General features: G+C 54.6%; 20 protein-coding genes. 14 read left to right on the forward strand and 6 right to left on the reverse strand.

The genetic code is table 11. The features are described 5' to 3' along the window. Nucleotides 1-136: 136 nt before the first annotated feature. Both ruvA and ruvB read left to right on the forward strand, forming a co-directional pair. Nucleotides 137-754 (forward strand): Holliday junction branch migration protein RuvA, encoded by a 618-nt coding sequence (gene ruvA / locus DDA898_RS10320; RefSeq protein WP_038911155.1) that lies wholly within the window; start codon nucleotides 137-139, stop codon nucleotides 752-754. A 7-nt stretch (nucleotides 755-761) separates the two neighbouring features. Next, nucleotides 762-1,766, forward strand: a complete 1,005-nt coding sequence (gene ruvB, locus DDA898_RS10325; protein ID WP_013317802.1) for a Holliday junction branch migration DNA helicase RuvB — start codon at nucleotides 762-764, stop codon at nucleotides 1,764-1,766. A gap of 139 nt (nucleotides 1,767-1,905) precedes the next feature. Here ruvB and znuB read toward each other — a convergent pair whose 3' ends face one another. Then, a complete protein-coding gene (znuB, locus tag DDA898_RS10330; protein ID WP_050570246.1) occupies nucleotides 1,906-2,727 on the reverse strand; it encodes a zinc ABC transporter permease subunit ZnuB in 822 nt (273 codons plus the stop codon). Then, on the reverse strand, nucleotides 2,724-3,482 hold the full coding sequence (gene znuC, locus DDA898_RS10335) for a zinc ABC transporter ATP-binding protein ZnuC (protein WP_038911156.1): 759 nt from the start codon (nucleotides 3,480-3,482) through the stop codon (nucleotides 2,724-2,726). Before znuC ends, znuB begins: the two co-directional genes overlap by 4 nt. Nucleotides 3,483-3,557: 75 nt before the next feature. Between znuC and znuA the strand changes: the two genes are divergently transcribed. The 5 genes from znuA (at nucleotide 3,558) to DDA898_RS10360 (ending at nucleotide 8,592) form a co-directional block, all read left to right on the forward strand. After that, nucleotides 3,558-4,595: a zinc ABC transporter substrate-binding protein ZnuA gene (gene znuA / locus DDA898_RS10340; RefSeq protein ID WP_050570247.1), complete on the forward strand. Its 1,038-nt coding sequence runs from the start codon at nucleotides 3,558-3,560 to the stop codon at nucleotides 4,593-4,595. A 15-nt stretch (nucleotides 4,596-4,610) separates the two neighbouring features. Next, nucleotides 4,611-6,023 (forward strand): murein DD-endopeptidase MepM, encoded by a 1,413-nt coding sequence (gene mepM / locus DDA898_RS10345; protein ID WP_038911157.1) that lies wholly within the window; start codon nucleotides 4,611-4,613, stop codon nucleotides 6,021-6,023. A 152-nt stretch (nucleotides 6,024-6,175) separates the two neighbouring features. Then, nucleotides 6,176-7,162 carry a lauroyl-Kdo(2)-lipid IV(A) myristoyltransferase gene (gene lpxM / locus DDA898_RS10350; RefSeq protein WP_033111837.1) on the forward strand — a complete coding sequence of 329 codons (987 nt, stop codon included), beginning with the start codon at nucleotides 6,176-6,178 and terminating at the stop codon, nucleotides 7,160-7,162. A gap of 432 nt (nucleotides 7,163-7,594) precedes the next feature. After that, nucleotides 7,595-7,987 (forward strand): hypothetical protein, encoded by a 393-nt coding sequence (locus tag DDA898_RS10355; protein WP_038911158.1) that lies wholly within the window; start codon nucleotides 7,595-7,597, stop codon nucleotides 7,985-7,987. A 200-nt stretch (nucleotides 7,988-8,187) separates the two neighbouring features. Further along, nucleotides 8,188-8,592 (forward strand): hypothetical protein, encoded by a 405-nt coding sequence (locus tag DDA898_RS10360; protein WP_033111838.1) that lies wholly within the window; start codon nucleotides 8,188-8,190, stop codon nucleotides 8,590-8,592. Between the two features lie 143 nt (nucleotides 8,593-8,735). Here DDA898_RS10360 and pyk read toward each other — a convergent pair whose 3' ends face one another. Next, nucleotides 8,736-10,178, reverse strand: coding sequence for a pyruvate kinase (gene pyk / locus DDA898_RS10365; RefSeq protein WP_013317810.1), 1,443 nt, complete (start codon nucleotides 10,176-10,178; stop codon nucleotides 8,736-8,738). 178 nt (nucleotides 10,179-10,356) lie between these two features. Beyond that, nucleotides 10,357-11,226 carry a MurR/RpiR family transcriptional regulator gene (locus tag DDA898_RS10370; RefSeq protein WP_013317811.1) on the reverse strand — a complete coding sequence of 290 codons (870 nt, stop codon included), beginning with the start codon at nucleotides 11,224-11,226 and terminating at the stop codon, nucleotides 10,357-10,359. Nucleotides 11,227-11,591: 365 nt separating this feature from the next. On the opposite strand from DDA898_RS10370, the gene zwf reads away from it, so the two are divergent. Together zwf and DDA898_RS10380 are read left to right on the forward strand one after the other, a co-directional pair. Further along, nucleotides 11,592-13,067, forward strand: coding sequence for a glucose-6-phosphate dehydrogenase (gene zwf / locus DDA898_RS10375; protein WP_013317812.1), 1,476 nt, complete (start codon nucleotides 11,592-11,594; stop codon nucleotides 13,065-13,067). Nucleotides 13,068-13,220: 153 nt separating this feature from the next. Next, nucleotides 13,221-13,862 carry a bifunctional 4-hydroxy-2-oxoglutarate aldolase/2-dehydro-3-deoxy-phosphogluconate aldolase gene (locus tag DDA898_RS10380; RefSeq protein ID WP_038911159.1) on the forward strand — a complete coding sequence of 214 codons (642 nt, stop codon included), beginning with the start codon at nucleotides 13,221-13,223 and terminating at the stop codon, nucleotides 13,860-13,862. 233 nt (nucleotides 13,863-14,095) lie between these two features. Here the strand turns inward: DDA898_RS10380 and purT are convergent, their stop codons facing one another. Then, entirely contained in the window at nucleotides 14,096-15,274 is a 1,179-nt protein-coding gene (purT, locus tag DDA898_RS10385; protein ID WP_038911160.1) for a formate-dependent phosphoribosylglycinamide formyltransferase, read from the reverse strand. A 279-nt stretch (nucleotides 15,275-15,553) separates the two neighbouring features. On the opposite strand from purT, the gene DDA898_RS10390 reads away from it, so the two are divergent. Further along, the gene (locus DDA898_RS10390) at nucleotides 15,554-17,605 is read left to right on the forward strand and encodes a S9 family peptidase (RefSeq protein WP_038911161.1); all 2,052 of its coding nucleotides are present in this window, start codon (nucleotides 15,554-15,556) and stop codon (nucleotides 17,603-17,605) included. A gap of 517 nt (nucleotides 17,606-18,122) precedes the next feature. Here DDA898_RS10390 and DDA898_RS10395 read toward each other — a convergent pair. After that, nucleotides 18,123-18,353, reverse strand: coding sequence for a DNA polymerase III subunit theta (locus DDA898_RS10395; protein ID WP_013317820.1), 231 nt, complete (start codon nucleotides 18,351-18,353; stop codon nucleotides 18,123-18,125). Between the two features lie 161 nt (nucleotides 18,354-18,514). On the opposite strand from DDA898_RS10395, the gene copC reads away from it, so the two are divergent. From copC to DDA898_RS10415, 4 genes are all read left to right on the forward strand, one after another. Beyond that, nucleotides 18,515-18,895, forward strand: coding sequence for a copper homeostasis periplasmic binding protein CopC (gene copC / locus DDA898_RS10400; protein ID WP_038911162.1), 381 nt, complete (start codon nucleotides 18,515-18,517; stop codon nucleotides 18,893-18,895). Nucleotides 18,896-18,898: 3 nt separating this feature from the next. After that, nucleotides 18,899-19,777 carry a copper homeostasis membrane protein CopD gene (gene copD / locus DDA898_RS10405; protein WP_038911163.1) on the forward strand — a complete coding sequence of 293 codons (879 nt, stop codon included), beginning with the start codon at nucleotides 18,899-18,901 and terminating at the stop codon, nucleotides 19,775-19,777. Nucleotides 19,778-20,064: 287 nt separating this feature from the next. Then, a complete protein-coding gene (gene ftnA, locus DDA898_RS10410; protein ID WP_013317823.1) occupies nucleotides 20,065-20,574 on the forward strand; it encodes a non-heme ferritin in 510 nt (169 codons plus the stop codon). Between the two features lie 551 nt (nucleotides 20,575-21,125). Then, nucleotides 21,126-21,866 carry a DNA/RNA non-specific endonuclease gene (locus DDA898_RS10415; RefSeq protein ID WP_038911164.1) on the forward strand — a complete coding sequence of 247 codons (741 nt, stop codon included), beginning with the start codon at nucleotides 21,126-21,128 and terminating at the stop codon, nucleotides 21,864-21,866. The last annotated feature ends 107 nt before the right edge of the window (nucleotides 21,867-21,973 follow it).

Here is a 21,973-nt window from a genome sequence, read left to right on the forward strand (position 1 = left end):
TCATGCCGGCGCCGGAGAGGGATTCCCGCTCTGCCTTATATCTGGATATGCATCCAGCTTTTCTGTATCCGCCTTCTTTTTTTGTGTTATAAGCTATACGCCACGTTTACGTCAGCCAGATTAAGGAAAACATCACGTGATAGGTCGTCTCAGAGGCATCGTACTGGAAAAACAGCCGCCACTGGTTCTGATTGAAGCCAGCGGCGTCGGATATGAAGTTCATATGCCGATGACCTGCTTTTACGAGTTGCCGGATCTCGGCCAGGAAGCGGTGATTTTTACCCACTTTGTAGTGCGTGAAGATGCTCAATTACTGTTTGGCTTCAACAACAAACAAGAGCGTTCGCTGTTCCGTGAACTGATCAAAGTGAACGGCGTGGGGCCGAAACTGGCGTTGGCGATTTTGTCCGGCATGTCGGCCCAGCAGTTCGTCAGCGCGGTGGAGCGTCAGGAAATCAACGCGCTGGTAAAATTACCGGGCGTGGGCAAGAAAACGGCGGAGCGTTTGGTCGTAGAAATGAAAGACCGCTTTAAAGGGTTGAACGGCGATCTGTTCAACGCCGCCAGCGATATTGCCTTGCCGGAAGCGGCTGGCAAGACGGAACCGGAGGCGGATCCGCAGGCTGAAGCCGAAGCGGCGCTGGTCGCCCTCGGGTATAAACCGCAGGAGGCCGGCCGGATGGTGAGCAAAGTGGCGCGGCAGGGGGCCGACTGCGAAACCCTGATCAGGGAAGCGCTGCGCGCTGCGCTGTGAGGTATGTATGATTGAAGCCGATCGTCTAATTTCACCCGGCGTCGTTGCCGACGAAGAATTGCAGGATCGCGCGATCCGGCCGAAGCTGTTGTCAGAGTACGTCGGGCAGCCGGTGGTGCGTGAGCAGATGGAGATCTTTATCGAGGCAGCCCGTAAGCGCGGCGATGCGCTCGATCATCTGCTGATTTTTGGTCCTCCGGGGTTAGGTAAAACCACGCTGGCTAATATTGTCGCCAACGAAATGGGCGTGAATCTGCGCACGACCTCTGGGCCGGTGCTGGAGAAGGCGGGCGATCTGGCGGCGCTGCTTACCAACCTTGAACCGCACGACGTGCTGTTCATCGACGAGATTCATCGGCTGTCGCCAGTGGTGGAGGAAGTGCTCTACCCGGCGATGGAAGATTACCAGTTGGATATCATGATCGGCGAAGGGCCGGCGGCGCGCTCCATCAAGCTGGATTTGCCGCCGTTTACTCTGGTGGGGGCGACAACACGCGCCGGTTCGCTGACCTCGCCGCTGCGCGACCGTTTCGGCATCGTGCAGCGGCTCGAATTCTATCAGGTCGCTGATTTGCAGCATATCGTAAAGCGTAGCGCCCAGTGCCTGGGGCTGGATATGACCGATGACGGCGCGCTGGAAGTGGCTCGCCGTTCGCGCGGTACGCCGCGTATCGCCAACCGGTTGTTACGCCGGGTTCGGGATTTCTCCGAAGTGAAATCAGACGGTGCGATTTCAGCCACGGTAGCGATTCAGGCATTGGATATGCTGGCGGTTGACTCCGAAGGGTTTGATTACATGGACCGCAAGTTACTGCTGGCGGTCATCGACAAATTCATGGGCGGCCCGGTGGGGTTGGACAATCTGGCGGCGGCGATCGGCGAAGAGCGTGAAACCATTGAAGATGTGCTGGAACCTTATCTGATTCAGCAGGGATTCTTGCAACGCACGCCGCGTGGCCGCATCGCTACACAGCACGCCTATCGCCATTTCGGTCTGACCCGCGAAGAATAGAAAAGCGGAGTCGCAGGCCGTCTTCATCGTTATCCCTCGTTATCGCCAGCCGGTCGGCTGGCGATAAGTCCTGCAAGGTTAAAATACATTTGCAGGCAGGTGGCAGGTAAAAAAACCGACAGGCTGAGTGGCCTCTTCTCTATATAACAGCATATAACAGCCTAAATACGGCTGCGTCAGGCAGCTTGTTTTTCAGCAGACTAAACATAAACAGCAGCGATGCGCATAGCACAACGGAAGGGCCGGCGGGCGTATTGGCGCCGGCTGAGAAAGCCAGTCCGCCGGTGACGGCCATAATGCCGACGCCCATCGCGTAAACGGCCATTTGCTCCGGCGTGCGGGCAAACCGACGTGCGGTGGCGGCAGGAATAATCAGCAGCGAGGTGATGATCAGCGCGCCGACAAACTTCATCGCCAGACCGATGGTCAGGGCGGTGATCAGCATTAGCAACAGTTTAGTGCGGGCGATGGCGATGCCGTCGACGTGCGCCAGCTCCGGGCTGACGGTCATGGAAAGTAGGGCGCGCCATTGCCACCCCAATACGCCGAGCACCAGCACCACGCCGGGGCCGATCAGCAATAAGTCTTCACTGGTGACCGCGAGCAGGTCGCCAAACAGGTAAGCCATCAAATCGACGCGAACATTGTTCATCAGGCTGACTACTACCAGACCCAGCGACAGCGCACTGTGCGCCATGATGCCGAGTAGGGTATCGATCGCCAGTCCGGGGCGGCGTTCCAGCCAGACCAACCCCACGGCCAATAGTAGGGTTATCGCAATCACCGCATAGAACAGGTTGATGTCCAGCAACAGTCCCAGCGCAACGCCAAGTAATGAGGCATGAGCGAGGGTATCGCCAAAATAGGACATACGGCGCCACACGACGAAAGAACCGAGCGGCCCCGCCGCCACCGCCAGACACACCCCTGCCAGCCAGCCGGGCAACAACAACTCAATCATGCGTGATTACCATCCTGTCGCTTTAAAATGATTTTTCCGTTCAGATCGTGACGGTGATTGTGATGGTGGCGGTAAATCGCCAGTTGTCCGGCGCCTCGGTGGCCGAACATAGCCAGAAATTCCGGGTGCAGCGACACCACTTCCGGGGTACCGGAGCAGCAGATGTGCTGATTGAGACACAGGACTTCATCGGTTTTTGCCATTACCAGATGCAGGTCGTGGGAGACCATCAGCACGCCGCACTGATACTCCTGCCGTAACTGGTTAATCAACTCGTAAAGTGCTAGCTGACCGTTGACGTCCACCCCTTGGGTAGGCTCATCCAGCACCAGCAACTGCGGGCGGGCGAGAATAGCTCGTGCCAGTAGAACACGCTGGGTTTCGCCGCCGGAAAGCTTTTGCATCGGTTGTTCAAGCAAATGACCCGCCTGCACGCGTTTCAATACCGGCATGATGTCCTGCTTATTGACTCCGGGGCGCAACTGCATAAAACGTTTGACGGTCAGAGGCAGGGTTGGGTCCAGGTGCAATTTTTGCGGCACGTAGCCGATGCGGATATTCGCAGCCCGAGTCAGCGTGCCGCGGGTTGGGGTCTGTAATCCCAGAACAACCCGGACCAGCGTGGATTTCCCCGCGCCGTTAGGTCCGAGCAGCGTCAGAATACGACCAGCCTGCAATGTGAGAGAAATATCATTGAGTACCGGTTTGTTGCCAAACTGCACGCCAATATTTTCCAGTGAAACCAGCGTTGACATAGAATTCTGTTTGCAGAGGGTGTGTGACGTTATAATATAACGCGTTTTTATTGATAAATCGACGGATGATTGGGTATGTTGCTAGTTACTCACTATAAATGGCTAAACACCAAATGGCTGAACACCGTACTTGCTGCCGGTACATTACTGGCGTCGTTGTCTGCCACGTCGGTTGCCTCTGCCGCCGTGGTTACCTCGATTCGCCCGCTGGCGTTTATCGCCGCGGCGATCGCTGATGGCGTTACGCCCACGGAAGTGCTGTTGCCGGATGGCGCGTCGCCGCATGATTATGCACTACGCCCGTCCGATGTACAGCGTCTTAAATCGGCAGAACTGGTGATTTGGGTTGGGCCGGAAATGGAAGCGTTTCTGCCCAAGGCGTTGCAACCGCTGCCGGCGGAACGTCAAATCGCCTTGAGCCTGCAACCGGCCGTCAAATCGCTATTGTTACGGGAGTCACATCCTGAACATGGCGCGGTGGAAAACGGTGCGCAGCATGACTCCGATCATGATAACCATGCCGACAACGGGCATGATCACGCCAATGAGCCTGAAAATCATCAGGATAGCGATGATGACGGGCATCATCACGGTGAGTTCAATATGCATATCTGGCTATCGCCGGAGATGGCGCAGGCTTCTGCCGTCGCTATTCATGCAAAATTGTTGGAACTCATGCCGCAGAATAAAGACAAACTGGATGCAAACCTGCGTAAATTCACTGAGAAACTTGCGCAGACAGATAAAAATGTTGTTAATATGCTGACGCCTGTGCGTGGCAAGGGTTACTTCGTGTTTCACGATGCCTACGGCTACTTCGAACAGCATTATGGGTTGACCCCACTGGGGCATTTTACTATCAACCCGGCTATTGCGCCCGGCGCACAGCGTTTAAACCAGATACGAACACAGTTGGTTGAGCATAAAGCGGTTTGCGTTTTTGCTGAGCCACAATTCAGGCCAGCGGTCATCAATGCTGTCGCCAGGGGAACTGACGTGCGCATCGGCGTGCTGGACCCGTTGGGAAGTGACATTGCACTGGATAAGGACAGCTATGCGCGGCTCCTGTTGCAACTGTCCGAACAGTATTTGAGCTGCCTGAAGGAAAAATAATGAGGATAGGAACAAGTGCAGCAGATAGTCCGAACTATCGCTCTGGCGTATAACAGCCTTCCCCGGCCTCACCGCGTGATGCTGGGGTCACTGACCGTCGTCACACTGGCCGCTGCGGTCTGGCGGCCGATGACATATCCCCCGGTCAATGACGCACCTGTTATCGTAAAAGACGCGGAAAGCGAAAAAAATCAAACTCAGAGCCAGGCTCTGAACCCTCCAGCCAGTGAACCCCTGGATAGCAACCCATTGCCGCCGGTAGCGGCGTCGCAGAACGCCGGATCGGCACCGACGGCGGATGTGACCGAAGCCAACAGCGAACCGTTGGATCAGCCATCCACCACCAATGGCATCATTAAAGACGAGCTGGACGACAAAGACGCTGACGACACGCATGAGTATGTGGTGTCTACCGGCGATACGCTGAGCAGTATTCTGACGCAATACGGTATTGATATGTCGGATATTGCCGCTCTGGCGGATCGTAATGCGGCGCTGCGGAATCTGAAGATCGGCCAGCAGCTGACCTGGACGCTGGATAGCGATGGCGCGCTGCAAACTCTGACCTGGCAGGTGTCGCGCCGGGAAACCCGTACCTATACCCGAAACGGCGATGCCTTCCGTGAAGAAATCGAGAACGTGGAAGGGGACTGGCAGAACAAGGTGCTGATCGGTCGTCTGGACGGCAGCTTCGCCAGTAGCGCGCAGGCTGCCGGATTGACCAGCAGCGAAGTGCGGGAAGTGATTCGTGCGCTGCAATGGCAGTTGGATTTCCGCAAACTGCGTAAAGATGACAGTTTTGCCGTGCTGATTTCCCGTGAAATACTGGATGGCCGTAGCGAACAAAGCGAGCTGCAGGGCGTTCGGTTGCGTACCGGCGGGAAAAACTACTACGCGTTCCGCGCTGAAGACGGCAAATTCTATGACCGCGAAGCTTCCGGCCTGACCCGAGGTTTCCTGCGATTCCCGACCATGAAGCAGTTCAAGGTATCCTCCAACTTCAACCCACGTCGCCTTAATCCGGTAACCGGCCGTATCGCACCGCACCGTGGCGTTGATTTCTCCATGCCGGTGGGGACGCCGGTACTGGCCGTCGGTGATGGCGAGGTTGTGGTGGCTGAGCGGGACAGTGAAGCCGGTAACTTTGTCGCTGTGCGCCACGGGCGGCAATACACCACCCGTTACATGCACATGAACCGTTTGCTGGTTAAACCGGGGCAGAAGATCAAGCGTGGCGATCGTATCGGCCTGTCCGGCAATACCGGGCGTTCCACCGGTCCGCACCTGCATTATGAACTGTGGGTCAACCAACAAGCCGTCAATCCGCTAACGGCGAAACTGCCGCGCTCCGAAGGGCTGATGGGCAAAGAGCGCCGCGATTATCTGGCGCATGTGCGAGAAGTCTTGCCTCAATTGCAACTGGACTGAGCACCGTTGCGGGTAAGTGACAGCCGGCAGTTTGCGCTGCCGGCTGTTTTTTTATTTATGTCGCACGGGCGATATCGGACCGGTGCGTGTTCAATTGCAAAACGTCGGGCAGCGATTATCATTAACCCGATTTTGTGATGAAGAGTGGTTGCATGGAACAAGAGAAAAAAGAGAAGAAAACCAACGCTGAGTTTATCCCGCAATTTACGCCGGCCTTCTTTCATCCGCGCTATTGGGCGCTGTGGCTGGTTGTGTGTGTGACGGCGTTGATTGCCTGTATTCCGGCCCGCTTGCGTGACCCGGTACTGGGCGCGTTAGGCCGACTGGTTGGGCGGTTTTCCAAAGGCGCGAGACGGCGTGCCCGCATCAATTTGCTGTTGTGTATGCCGCAACTATCGGAAAACGAACGCGAGCATATCATCGACCAGATGTTTGCGACGGCGCCGCAGGCGATGCTGATGATGGTGGAGCTGGCGATATTACCCGCCAGCCGGGCTGAGCGTCGCGTCCGCTGGCATGGCATGGAGATTGTCGATGCGCTGCGTGAACAGCAGCGTAACGTTATTTTCATGGTGCCGCACGGTTGGGCGGTAGACGTGCCCGCTATGCTGATGAGCCTGCGCGGGCAGAAAATGGCCGCCATGATACACAATCAGAAAAACCCGCTGCAGGATTATCTGTGGAATACCCTGCGCCGCCGTTTTGGCGGACGTCTGCATACCCGTAACGATGGCATTAAGCCTTTTATCGGCTCAGTGCGTGAAGGTTACTGGGGCTACTATTTGCCGGATCAGGATCATGGAGCAGAGCACAGCGAGTTCGTCGATTTTTTTGCGACCTACAAAGCCACGTTGCCCGCTGTCGGCCGACTGATGAAGGTATGTCGCGCTGAAATCGTGCCGCTATTTCCGGTATATGACGGCAAAACCTCCCAGTTGGATGTCTATATTCGTCCGCCGATGAGCGATATTAATGGCGCTGATGATCACACGATTGCCCGCCGCATGAACGAAGAAGTTGAACTTTTGGTAACGCCTAACCCGGAACAGTACACCTGGATTTTGAAACTGTTGAAAACCCGTAAGCCGGGGGAAACCGAACCCTATCTGCGTAAAGACCTGTATCCGCGCAAGAAATAGGGAACCGTAAGGCGGCCACATCAGTAAAAAAACGAAGGCGGAGCTGGAGCTCCGCTTTTTTTTGCCTGCCTCCGGCGTGGTATCGGCATAAACGCTATTCATGGCCTGCACGGCTTTTATGTGATTGAATAATCAATCCATTATTTATTCAAACATGATGAACTGCTGGCAAGAATACATAATCTGTAACAGTTAAACCTTATTTCATTTTATATCTTTCGGAACTTATAAGAATCTTTAAAAATAGTGTTGTTTAGCGATAATTCTTTCTCGGAATATTCCATATTCTTTTTGTCATTGCTTTTGATTTAATAGCCCCCGAGGTCACTGCATGTATGACTTCAACCGTTAGCCACCGTAAATACTGCGGAATAATTTATCCGCCTATTTAGTTCAGGCTAATAAAAGAATCTCTGCTAAAGGATTTTTATCATGAATCTGAAACCACTGTTTTTAGGCGTTTTACTGGCAACAACCTATGCAACTGCCAACGCAGCGACCACCACGGTGGAAAAAAGCGCAACTGACGCCACGGCAACCAGTGCGGTACCGGCATCCGCCGAATCTGCGCTGGGCAAGGCGGTGGATAAAACGAATACTGATGCGGCAACCAAGGCTGAACGTGACGTTTCAGCGGTGAAAGCGAATGTTGACGTAGAGAATGTGGCGAAGACCGAAAAAGTCGCCGCGGAAACTCCTGTGAAAGGTGAAGAAAAACCGGCGAAAAAAATGGTGAAAAAACATCATGCTGCCAGCACCAGTACAAAGGAAAAGACTAAAACCAGCACCGGGGAAAAAAAGGACGATACGACAAGTCAGCAATAGCGGTACCCAGAAAACTCGTCTGCCAGTCAGCGTACAATAAGATGAACATCGCGCGATAATAAAAGGAATAGTAGTATTCGCGTAGATGGCAATAATTAACCCGGTCGGGAATAACGAATGGATTATTGAAAAATAACCAAAGCGTTATTTCTGACCGGGAAATACGACGGCATATTCCTTTTGGAGAAAGGTTGGGTTTTATGAATCGATCACTTTTATGTCTTGCATTACTGACTGCACACATCCCTTTTTCTCAGGCTGACAGCTGTCGGGCCAATTTATCCGGTGGTCAGGACTGCCGTTATAACGATGGCTCGACATCCACCAGCCGTACCAATTTATCGGGCGGGTTCGATACCCGCTACAGCGATGGGCGGACCAGCACCAGCCGGGCTAATCTGTCCGGCGGTTATGACACCCACTTTAGTGACGGCACCTACAGCACCAGCCGCTCGAACCTGTCAGGCGGGTTGGATACCCGTTATAGCGACGGTAAAACGAGCTCCAGCCGTGCCAACCTCTCCGGCGGTTATGACGTTGATTATAGCAACGGCAAATCCAGTTCCAGCCGGGCTAATCTGTCTGGCGGGCTGGATAGTCAATAGGCGGCTCAGGCGAGTGAAGTAGGGGGCTACGCCGCAGAACAAGATAGGCGATAACAAAAAAAAGCGGGGCGCGATAACTGCGCCCCGCTTTTTAACTGAATGAACGTTCGACGAACGTTGTGATATTGCTATTTGCTACGTGATTATTCCACCCGCAGCACACGCACCGTATTGGTGGTGCCGACCGTGCCCATTACGTCACCCTGGGTCACGATAACCAGGTCGCCAGACACCAGGAAGCCCTTGTCGCGCAGCAGGATCACCGCGTCGTTAGCTGCGGCTACGCCGTCAGTGTAGCTGGTGAACTGCACCGGCGTGACGCCGCGATACAGCGCGGTCAGATTCAGCGTATGCTCGTGACGAGACATGGCGAAAATCGGCAGGCCGGAACTGATACGGGACATCATCAGCGCGGTGCGGCCGGATTCAGTCATGGCGATAATCGCAGTAACGCCGTTGAGGTGGTTAGCCGCATACATGGCGGACATGGCGATCGACTCTTCCACGTTGTCGAACTGCACGTCAAGGCGGTGTTTGGATACGTTGATGCTGGGGATCTTTTCCGCACCCAGGCAGACTTTCGCCATGGCCGCGACGGTTTCCGCCGGGTACTGGCCGGCCGCGGTTTCCGCCGAGAGCATCACCGCATCGGTGCCGTCCAGCACGGCATTGGCGACGTCCATCACTTCGGCACGGGTCGGCATCGGGTTGGTGATCATCGACTCCATCATCTGGGTCGCGGTAATTACCGCACGGTTCAGCTGGCGAGCGCGTCGAATCAGTTTTTTCTGGATACCAACCAGTTCCGGGTCGCCGATTTCCACGCCCAGATCGCCGCGAGCGACCATCACGATATCGGAGGCAAGAATGATGTCGTCCATGGCTTCATCGGTTGACACCGCTTCCGCACGCTCCACTTTGGAGACGATTTTGGCGTTGCTGCCGGCTTCGCGCGCCAGACGGCGGGCATAGTGCAGGTCTTCGCCGGTACGCGGGAATGACACCGCCAGAAAGTCCACGCCGATTTTGGCCGCGGTAATGATGTCGGCCTTGTCTTTTTCGGTCAGTGCTTCGGCAGACAGGCCACCGCCCAGTTTGTTGATGCCTTTGTTGTTGGACAGCGGACCGCCGACGGTGACTTCGGTGAACACTTTCATGTCGTCCACGGCCAGGACTTTCAACTGCACACGGCCATCATCCAGCAGCAGGATGTCGCCGGGAACCACATCGCGGGGCAGTCCTTTGTAGTCGATACCGACTTTTTCCTTGTCGCCTTCACCTTTACCAAGGCTGGCGTCCAGCAGAAACTTGTCGCCCACGTTGAGGAAAATTTTCCCTTCTTTGAAGGTGGAAACACGGATTTTGGGGCCCTGGAGGTCGCCCAGAATAGCAACGTGACGGCCAAGTTTAGCCGCAATTTCGCGAACTTTGTTGGCACGCAGAAGATGATCTTCCGGCGAGCCGTGAGAAAAGTTCAGGCGGACTACGTTTGCGCCTGCGGCAATGATCTTTTCCAGATTATTGTCGCGGTCTGTAGCCGGCCCCAGCGTGGTAACGATTTTGGTTCTTCTGAGCCGTCTGGACATGTATAACTCCGTTGACTGGTGAAACTTGTTGTAATGTGGTAACGCCGTCAGGAGAGGACATCGCATAGGAACCGTTTCTGCCGCTCTGCACTGCCGGATGCCGTGCCTGTAATTATGATTGAGTGACAGGATTTCTTCCCGTGGGCATCACCCCTTGCCACCCGATGTTATAACATAATTAGTTAAACGGGTTGCTGAATCGTTCTTCCTTATCAAATCTCGATTCGCGCAATGCTTCCTTGACCCGCTTCAAGTTATCGCGGAATTTTGCGCCGCGCCGCAGGGTAAAACCGGTGGCTAACACATCAATCAGCGTTAGCTGGGCGATACGCGACACCATCGGCATATAAACATCGGTATCTTCCGGCACCTCGACCCGCAGCGTAAGCGAGGCTTCCCGCGAAAGGGGGGAGCCGTCCGACGTAATAGCGATAACGGTGGCGTCGTTTTCCCGCGCCAGCCGCGCCATATCCACCAGACTTTTGGTGCGCCCGGTGTGCGAAATCAGCACTACGACGTCGCCTTCGCCGGAATTCATGCAACTCATGCGCTGCATGACCAGGTCATCAAAGTAAACCACCGGAATATTGAAGCGAAAAAATTTGTTCATCGCATCGTGGGCCACCGCCGCCGAGGCGCCGAAGCCGAAGAAGGAAATCTTGCGCGCCTGGGTGAGCAAATCCACCGCGCGGTTGATAGCCTGAATATCCAGGCAGGATTTCACATGTTCCAGCCCGGCCATGGTGGATTCGAAGATTTTGCTGGTGTAAGACTCCACCGAATCGTCTTCTTCCACGTTGCGATTCACATAAGGCGTGCCGTTGGCCAGACTCTGCGCCAGATGCAGTTTAAAATCGGGAAAGCCTTTGGTATCCAGCCGGCGGCAGAAGCGGTTAACCGTGGGTTCGCTGACCTCGGCCATGCCGGCGAGGGTGGCGATACTGGAGTGGATGGCTGTCTGAGGCGACGCGAGAATGACTTCCGCCACTTTTCGTTCCGATTTGCTCAGCAGTTCCAGATGACCCTGGATTTTTTCCAGCATATTCATATGACAACGACCATCTATGGTATTTTGGATTTCAGCCAAAGGTGAAATCGATGCGGATTTTGTGAAATATACTACGAGCCCGTAACGGTTGGCAGAGGTCGACACAACAAGTCATCAGCTTTTTTTGTCAGAATATGACGTGTGTCTAACTTTCAAAATAGTAACTGGCTGTCAGAAACGATGGGAAATTTCTCTTTTAGGCAGATGCCAGACCCGTTTTCTTCATCGGCACAATAGGTTCTGAGGCCTTGTAGTATCGGAATCAGCCGATAATGTGGTTTTATTACGGGTTTACTGGTTTGTGTCAAAAAGAGTACATTATTAATGTAATAAAATTACAGCGTCCTGCAATGAGGAGATTGAAAATGGCGGTAACGTCAACAGCCCAGGCGTGTGACCTGGTTATTTTCGGTGCAAAGGGCGACCTTGCGCGCCGCAAATTGCTGCCTTCACTGTATCAACTGGAAAAAGCAGGCCATATTCATCCGGAAACCCGCATTATCGGCGTGGGACGGGCGGAGTGGGACCGAGACGCCTATATCAAAGTGGTGCGCGAAGCGCTGGAAACCTTTCTCAAGGAGCCGCTCGACCCGGCATTGTGGACAACCCTGAGCAATCGGCTCGACTTTTGCAACCTTGATGTGGAAGACACCGAGGGATTCAAACGGTTGGGTACGATGCTCGATCAGCAAAATCGCACCACCATCAATTATTTCGCCATGCCGCCGAGCACCTTCGGCGCTATCTGCCGCGGTCTGGGGCAGGCCGGCCTGAACAAGGAGCCGGCACGCGTGGTGATGGAAAAACCGCTGGGCACCAATCTGGCGTCGTCACGGGTGATCAACAATCAGGTAGCGGAGTTTTTCAACGAATGTCAGGTCTACCGCATCGACCACTATCTCGGCAAGGAAACCGTGCTGAACCTGCTGGCACTGCGTTTCGCCAACTCCCTGTTCGCCAACAACTGGGATAACCGCACTATCGATCACGTGCAGATTACCGTGGCGGAAGAGGTGGGTATTGAAGGGCGCTGGGGGTATTTCGATCAGGCCGGGCAAATGCGCGACATGATCCAGAACCACCTGTTGCAGATTCTGACCATGATTGCCATGTCGCCGCCGGCGGATCTGAGCACCGATCGCATTCGTGATGAAAAGGTGAAAGTCCTGCGTTCGCTGCGCCGTATCGATCGTTCCAATGTGCATGAAGTGACGGTCCGCGGGCAGTACACCAGCGGTTTTGTGCAGGGCAAAAAAGTGCCGGGCTACCTGGAAGAAGAAGGGGCCAACAAGACCAGTAATACCGAAACCTTCGTGGCCATTCGCGTCGATATCGACGACTGGCGCTGGTCCGGCGTGCCGTTTTATCTGCGCACCGGCAAGCGTCTGCCGTCAAAATGTTCGGAAGTGGTGGTCTACTTTAAAAACCCGGCGCTTAACCTGTTCCATGATTCCTATCAGCAGTTGCCGCAGAATAAGCTGATCATCCGCCTGCAGCCGGACGAAGGGGTAGAAATTCAGATTCTGAACAAGATTCCGGGGCTGGACCACAAACATCGGTTGCAGACCACCAAGCTCGACCTGAGCTTCTCGGAAACCTTTAACCAGCAACATCTGGCGGACGCCTATGAGCGCCTGTTGCTGGAAACCATGCGTGGTATTCAGGCGCTGTTCGTGCGCCGCGACGAAGTGGAAGAAGCCTGGAAATGGGTGGATTCCATTATGGATGCCTGGGCAATGGACAATGATTCCCCCAAACCTTATCAGGCCGGGACCTGGGGGCCGGTCGCGTCCGTCGCCATGATTACCCGAGATGGGCGTTCCTGGAACGAAGTGGAATAAGCGGTTTTGCCCCGTCGGCAGGCGGGGCGAAGCCGTTAGCGTTTTTTAGCTGACGGTGCGGTCGGACGTCCGTGGGTAACCGCGGATCCCTGTGGCAGGGGCGCGCCAGATCATTAATCGATGCCCGTTGGGCATGACTGGAGATTACCCTCGATGAAAAACTGGAAAACCAGTGCGGAACAGATTCTGACAGCCGGTCCGGTTGTTCCTGTGATTGTGATTAACAAACTGGAACACGCGGTACCGATGGCGAAAGCCCTGGTAGCGGGTGGCGTGCGTGTGCTGGAGCTGACGCTGCGTACCGAGTGTGCGGTAGAGGCGATTCGCCTGATCGCGCAGGAAGTGCCGGATGCTATCGTCGGCGCCGGTACGGTCACCAACCCGCAACAGCTGGCGGAAGTGACCGCAGCCGGTGCGCAGTTTGCCATCAGCCCCGGCCTGACCGAGCCGCTGCTGAAAGCCGCAACGGAAGGCACTATTCCATTGATCCCAGGGATCAGCACCGTATCCGAACTGATGCTGGGGATGGATTACGGTTTGCGCGAGTTTAAATTTTTCCCGGCGGAAGCTAACGGCGGGGTAAAAGCGCTGCAGGCGATTGCCGGTCCGTTCGGCAAGATTCGTTTCTGCCCGACCGGTGGGATCTCACTGAAGAATTACCGCGGCTACCTGGCGCTGAAGAGCGTGCTGTGCGTCGGTGGCTCCTGGCTGGTGCCGGCCGATGCGCTGGAAAGCGGCGATTACGATCGCATCACGGCGTTGGCGCGTGAAGCTGTTGCCGGCGCGACAGCCTGATCGATGTTTTCCCTTATTCTTTCCCAAGCCCGCTTTCGCGGGCTTTTTTGTGCTCGGTAGGCGAGCCGACAAACCGCGTTGAGCCTGTTTAAGCGACATCGGTCGTCACAACAAACCGCTGTCTGGAAACCGTTGTTTGGAAACCATTGTCTGGAAACCATTGTCTGGCGTACGATTCTGGCGTTATCGGGAGAGAATTCAGGCTCATGCCGGCGCATGAGCCTGATAGGACCTCAGCCGCTCACCTTGACGGCTGACGCGGTGGTCTTCGCCAGTTGTACGGCGGCGTCCGTATTATCGGCGGTCGCCAGTGCGACGCCCATACGGCGACGCCCGCCGATGTCCGGCTTGCCGAACAGGCGAATCTGGGTATACGGCCGCAATGCCTGCTCCAGCCCCTGATAGCGCACATCGCTGCTGGTCAATTCCGGCAGGATCACCGCGGAGGCTGACGGGCCGTACTGGCGAATCGCGCCGATCGGTAGACCGAGAAACGCGCGCACATGCAGCGCAAACTCAGACAGATCCTGCGAAATGAGCGTCACCATGCCGGTATCGTGCGGGCGTGGCGAAACTTCACTGAAGATGACCTCGTCGCCGCAAATAAACAGTTCTACGCCAAACAGGCCGAAACCGCCCAACGCTTTCACCACGTTACCGGCGATCTCTTTAGCTCGCGTCAGCGCCAGCTCGCTCATCTGCTGCGGCTGCCAGGATTCGCGGTAGTCGCCATCTTCCTGACGATGGCCGATCGGCTCGCAGAAGTGCAGTCCGTCAACCGCATGGATGGTCAGTAGCGTGATTTCGAAATCGAATTTTACCAACCCTTCCACAATCACTTTTCCGCCGCCGGCCCGGCCGCCTTCCTGCGCATAGCGCCAGGCGTGGTCCAGTTGTTCCGGCGATCGGATTAGGCTCTGGCCCTTCCCCGATGAGCTCATCACCGGTTTGACGATACAGGGAAAACCCAACTCATGGGCCGCCTGACGGAACGCGGCTTCGTCAGCGGCAAAACGGTAACTGGACGTCGGCAGGCCCAGCGTTTCCGCCGCCAGCCGACGGATGCCCTCGCGGTTCATGGTCAGACGGGTGGCTTCGGCGCACGGCACTACGCGCTGCCCTTGTTGTTCCAGCGCGACCAGCATATCCGTGGCGATAGCTTCGATTTCAGGCACGATGTAATCCGGACGTTCCTGCGCCACCAGTTGTTTCAGCGCTTCGCCATCCAGCATATTGATGACGTGGCTACGGTGGGCGACTTGCATGGCCGGCGCATCGGCGTAGCGATCGACCGCGATAACCTCAATACCCAGACGCTGACACTCAATCGCCACTTCTTTTCCCAGCTCGCCGGAGCCTAGCAGCATAACGCGAGTGGCTCCGGGACGCAGGGCTGTTCCCATTGTTAACATAACCTGATACCTGATGGTGTTGTAAAAAGCTTGTAGTAAAAACGGGCAGACCGGGGGCCCGAACGTGGCCGCAGTATAAACGAAAACGTTTGCGTTTGGCATTACTCGCGTACCGGTACGCAAAATCGAGTGAAAATTCATGCAGATCTCGGCACAAGCTGGATTCCCCCGATGATTCATGACAGGCTTTGGGCATTCGCCGTCTCACCACCGTTGGCTCGCCAGTGTGGTACGGATGAGAGGCAGAGCCTGATCAATGAATGGAAAGGAGTGACGTGGATGAAAGCGCCGCAAGCCGAAAAACGCCCGCATGCAATCACGATGCATGGCGATACCCGCATCGATAATTATTATTGGCTGCGAGATGACGAACGCAACAACCCGGATGTGCTGGCCTGGCTGCAGGAAGAGAATCGCTATTGCGATCGGGTCATGGCGCCCCATGCCGCACTGCGTCAGAGCTTGTATGAGGAAATGGTGGCGCGGATCCCCGGTGAAGACGTCTCCGTACCCTATGTGAAACGCGGTTATCGTTACCAGAGCCGCTATGAGCCCGGCAAAGATTACGCCATCTATCAGCGTCAGCCGGAGCAGGAGACGGGAAGCGACGCCTGGCAGGTATTGCTGGATGGCAATCAGCGGGCGGACGGCAGCGAGTTTTACAGTTTGGGCGCGCTGGGCGTCAGCCCTGATAATCGACTGATGAGCGTGGCGGAAGATTTGCTGTCCCGTCGGCAGTATGTGGTGACGTTTCGCGACCTCGACACCGGCGAGTGGCTGGCGGATCGGCTGGAAAATGTCTCGGCCGGCAGTGAGTGGGCGGCGGACTCCCGGACTCTCTATTATGTGCGTAAAAATCCGCAGACCTTGCTGCCTTATCAGGTCTATCGCCACCGTCTGGGGGAAGATCCGCAGCAGGACGAACTGGTGTACGAAGAAACGGATGACGCGTTCTACCTTAGTCTGGATAAAACCACGTCCGAGCGTTATATCCTGATTTATCTCGACAGCACCACCAGCACGGAAATTCTGTTGCTGGACGCTGCCGATCCGCAAGCCAAACCACAGCTGTTTGTGCCGCGACGGCCGGATCACGAGTATGTGGTCGATCATTTCCGTGACGCATTCTATGTCCGGTCCAACAAAGACGGCAAAACCTTTGGTTTTTATCGTGCCCACGACGCCAGCGAGTCGACATGGGACGCGTTGATCGCCCCGCGTCAGGAACGGGTGCTGGAAGGGTTTTCGCTGTTTGACGACTGGTACGTGGTCGAAGAACGCGAACGCGGGTTGACCCACATCCGTTATATTCACTGGCAGACGGAGGCGTCCCGCCAGATTGCCTTTAGCGACCCGGCCTACGTGACCTGGCTGAGCTATAACCCGACGCCGGAGAGTACGCAATTGCGTTACGGCTATTCCTCTATGACCACGCCGATGACTATCTATGAGTTGGATATGGCAACCGGTGTTCAGGTGGCGCTCAAACAATCAGAGGTGAAAAACTTTGATGCCGGAAATTACCGGAGCGAGCGGTTGTGGGTAACGGCGCGCGATGGCGAGTCGGTGCCGGTTTCGCTGGTGTATCACAAAGACTGCGAACTGGCCCAAAGCCCGCTGCTGGTCTATGGCTACGGCGCTTATGGCAGCAGTATGGATCCGGAATTCAGCAGCAGTCGTCTTAGCCTGCTGGATCGCGGCTTCGTGTATGCGCTGGCGCATATTCGCGGCGGCGGCGAACTGGGGCAGCAATGGCATGACCAGGGGCGTCTGTCCAACAAGATGAATACCTTTACGGATTTCATTGACGTCACGCAGGCCTTGCTGGCGCGCGGCTATGGCGATTCGACCAAAACCTTCGCGATGGGCGGCAGCGCGGGCGGGTTGCTGATGGGGGCCGTGATTAATATGGCGCCGTCGCTGTTTAGCGGCGTGGTGGCGCAGGTACCGTTTGTCGACGTGCTCACCACCATGCTGGACGAGTCCATTCCGCTCACCACCGGTGAATACGACGAATGGGGTAATCCGAACCATGCGCGGGATTACCAGTACATCAAACAATACAGCCCTTATGACAGCGTGTCGGCGCAGGCGTATCCGCACCTGCTGGTGACCACTGGCTTGCATGATTCTCAGGTGCAGTACTGGGAACCGGCCAAATGGGTAGCGAAACTACGCGAACTGAAAACCGATGACCATTTGTTGCTGTTGCACACCGATATGGGGTCAGGGCATGGCGGGAAATCCGGCCGGCTGGCACAGTTTGAAGATATCGCACAGGAGTTCACCTTCCTGCTGATGGTGCTGAATCACCAGCCGGTGTTGAAATAGCGCCCTGATACCAGGCGTGTAACCTTCGCAAGCATTCTCAGAATGGATGCAGTGCCGGAATAGGGGAACAAGAGAGGTCGGTCAGCGTTTGAAACTGCGATCACCGGGTGTCGGGAGGCAGAGGGTGATCGCAGAAATGTTGCCTTGATGACAAACCGTTCAGCGGAGCAGAAGAACGGCGGCAACTCAGTTGGTTTCAGACTGTGGTTGAGCCCGTTTAGCCCGCTTTTCCGCCCGTTTCTGCGCGGCGGTTTTCAGCGGTTTTTTCTTGGCGTTTTTCTTGCTGTCCAGTCCTTTACTCATGTTGAGCCTCGCTTGGTAAAAGGTTGGTTTGCCTGTTTATTAACCTCCTGTTTGCGCAGGGATGCAAGAAAAAAAACGTTTTTTTGGCGGGCGGTCGTCGAGTTATGCATCCGGTTCAGGTAAGGCCGTATGAAACCGGAATCAGGCGGTAAACAGGCGCTACCCGGCCGTACCGGATAACGCCTCTCCGAAGCCATGTCGGAAAACAAAATTGTTATTTACTGTTGGGGTCGTAAGGCAGGGTGGAGAACTGGCGGGACATCTCCCGGTAATAGCTGACCCTTTCCCGGAAATAGGTGCGCAGGTGCGCGGGCTGCTGCTGTTCGATTTCATCCGGGATCACCGGCATGTTGTAGCGTTCGCGAAACGCCACGCCGGATGCCGCCAGATCCACATTGACCTTTTCCATTTCTTCATAAGGAAGTTCGGCCAGATTGTATCCCATGATTGCCTCCTCTCTGTTGCGCCACAAACTTAAAGCAGAAGTGTGCAATTGGCAAATTCTGTTACTGTCCTGTCCCTCGACAAGGCGGCAGGTGGCTCGTATCCTTGCCGCTGATTCTTGGTCTCCTGAACGCAATCAGGATCGTCAGAAAGGATAACATCATGTTGAAACGTAAAATTTTTCCGGCCCTGAATGCAGCGGTGTTGGTGGGGAGCCTGGTTATTTCCCATGCGGCGCTGGCGCATGCGCACCTCAAAAGCCAGACGCCAGCGGCGGATAAGGATATTCCGGTGCAAAACGCGCCTGCTTCTCTGATGCTGTCGTTCTCCGAAGAGATCGAGCCGGCTTTTAGCGGCGTTGAATTGACGTTGGCGGGGCAGAACGTACCCGTGAGAAAGGCGACCGTGGAAATCGGTCATCGCAACGTTCTGTTGGTACCGCTGGAGAAGCCGTTGGTCAGCGGCAGTTATCAGGTTAGCTGGCACGTGTTGTCCGTTGATGGTCACAAGACTGAAGGAAGCTATCGCTTCGGCGTTAAGTAAGCGATGACGCTGGAATGGCTTTACACGTTATTGCGCCTCGGACATTTCTCCAGCCTTATGTTGCTGGTCGGTTCAGCTTGTTACAGCACGTTGCTGGCTCCCCGAGCGTACCGGGTGCGACTAGCGTCGCAACTGCATGGTCTGATGGCAATCAGCTGTGTGGCGGCGTTATTGACCGCCGTAGCCATACTGGCGGCGCAAACCGGATTGATGAGTGGCGACTGGCGTAATATCGGTGATGCCGGCATCTGGCGCGCCGTGCTGGGCACTCGCTTCGGGGAAATGTGGCTTTGGCAACCCGTACTGGCGCTGATGGCCTGCGCGGTGTTTTTCTGGCGTGGCCATTACCGGCAAGCAGGCGTGCTGATGCTGGGCATAGTGCAACTATGCGGCATGGGATGGGTGGGGCACGCGGCGATGCTGGAAGGATGGCCTGGCGTACGGCATGGCATCAATCAGGTCGTGCATTTGCTGTCGGTGACGTTTTGGGTCGGAGGGCTGCCTCCACTGCTGTTTGTGTTGCAGGATGCGCGTCTGACGCAGACGCGAACGGACGCTATCCTGACGATGATGCGTTTTTCCCGTTATGGTCACCTGGCCGTTGCATTGGCGATCCTGACCGGGCTGGTGAATACTAGGCTGATTCTCGGCTGGCCGCTTGCGGGTACAGGGCTTTATGGCGTTCTGCTGGCAGTGAAAGTTCTGCTGGTGGCCGTGATGGCGCTGCTGGCGTTATTCAATCGGTATTGGGTGGTGCCGCGTTTTCAGCGGGCAAATGGCGCTGCGTATGGTTATTTTCTGCGACTCACCGCAGTGGAACTGGTGTTAGCCGTTCTGATCATCGCGCTGGTCAGCTTTTTTGCCACGCTGTCGCCGGTTTGAATTGTGCGAGAGCGTGAGCGGGAAATATCGTCTGTATTCGTGTTGCACGAGTGGGATAAATGCACCAGGTATATTCTCTAATAACAAACATTGGTAATGAAAATAATTATCAAATCTTAATTTCGAACATTTTCCCATAATGAAAATCATTATCATGACTAAATGATAATACTTTGAATTTATAACAAAATTATTCATTTAATGGTTAATGGAATGTTTTAAATTTTATTGTTTGCAGGCATAATGCGAATCCATCAGTCACCTGCCAGTAAAAATAAGGAATGGTCATGTTAAAAAAAGAAATGATTCAGAAGCTGAATGAGCAGCTTAATCTTGAATTTTACTCCGCCAATTTATACCTGCAGATGAGCGCCTGGTGCGGCGACAAAGGTTTTGAAGGGGCGTCGACTTTCCTGAAATCGCATTCTCGTGAAGAAATGGAGCACATGCAGCGCCTGTTCGATTATCTGGACGATACCGGCAGCATGCCTGTGCTGGGCGCAATCGCCGCGCCGCCGGTTGATTTCAGCTCGTTGCAGGATGTGTTCAAGCTGACCTATGAACATGAGCAATTGATCACCAGTAAAATCAATGAGCTGGCTCATGCAGCCATGACGCTGCAGGATTACTCTACCTTCAACTTCCTGCAATGGTACGTAGCGGAACAGCATGAAGAAGAAAAACTGTTCAAGTCTATTCTCGACAAGATGGGCATGGTGAATGCTCAGGAAGGCGGACTGTTCTTTATTGATCAGGATCTGAAGAAAATGGCGGCATCCGCCACACCGTCTGCCTGATCATTGCTGGGCGGCTGGATTATCTGGCTGCCCGGTTTATTGTTATTTTCCGCCTGTTTCTCTCGAATATAGATATTATCGATATCGCACCGCATACGGTATATTCCCGGTAATTTTCACCGTCATTCTATGTGCCCACAATTTCAACGCCATTTCATAATAATACCGTCATTTTATAACAATACCGTCATTTTATAACAACACGGTCATTTTATAAAAATACGCCAATACTTGTTCTGCCCCCAGGTATGAGTTTCTGTGTATAAACCTTGCCCTCCGTCAGCTTGTAATCATTTTTTCTTCACCTGAATATTACTCAGGCATGGTGAGGTAGCCGTTAACCATATGCTCATGCGCCATCGCTGCGGACATTGTGGTTTGGTGAAAGCGGAACGAGCCGGATACACGCGATTATTTCGACAGCCGGCGGAATAATCACAGTGTTTCCCGTTGGTCCAGTCTGGGAGTCGCCGATTAGCAATCGGTACGACAAGCCGATATCCGACAGGATTAAACGCATTCACCGTATTTCCGCATGAGAGAGCAAACCGATGGCATGGAAAAAAATGACGCGCTATTTATTGTCATTAATGCTGATGATGGCGTGTTTCCCGGTAATGGCAGGCCAGTCGTTATGCCCTGGTAAATTCCTCAATGACGAAACACCCAATATTCATTATGACGAAGAGATTTGTTTCACTGAATTTGTCGTGCTTTATAGTTATGCGAATAAAGCGCCATTAATTTCCGCGCAGCGTTTAACCGCCGAACGGGTCAGAGCCGCGGAGACTATTTCCAGGCGTGACTCATTCCATGTTGAGCCATTGATCCCTCGGGCTGTGCGTTCGGCGACTGACGATTACGAGTCCTCAGGGTACGATCAGGGGCATATGACGCCGGCGGGAGATATGCCAAATTCTCTGGCGCAGCATGAGTCTTTTTCCATGTCGAATATGACGCCGCAGTTGCCGAAACTGAACCGGATATCCTGGCGTAAAATCGAAGCATCGGTTCGCAAACTGGCGTTGCAGGATGGCGAAATATGGGTGGTGACGGGCGCCGTATTCGGCAGCAAGAGAATCGGCAACGGGGTATCGGTACCGACCCTGATTTATAAAGCCATTATTAGCCAGTCAGTCCAACAGGTTTTTGTGGGCGATAACACCACCGGTGTTGTCACCAGCCTGTCGATCAGTGACTTTTCCACGCGGTATTCCATAGACCCATTTCCAACCCGGCGAATAAATGAAACAGCCCTGAATGGCGGTGAGGACTCCGACAAGCATCGCTAATTTATACGGAGGTGATGGTGAAACCGATCGGTAACAGCGATCAATTCTAAAAAATTGATCTGTAAAAACGTCTATAAAATAACCGCTTCTGATGCCATGATGTCAAC

The organism is Dickeya dadantii NCPPB 898 (assembly GCF_000406145.1).
Taxonomy (GTDB): Bacteria; Pseudomonadota; Gammaproteobacteria; order Enterobacterales; family Enterobacteriaceae; genus Dickeya; species Dickeya dadantii.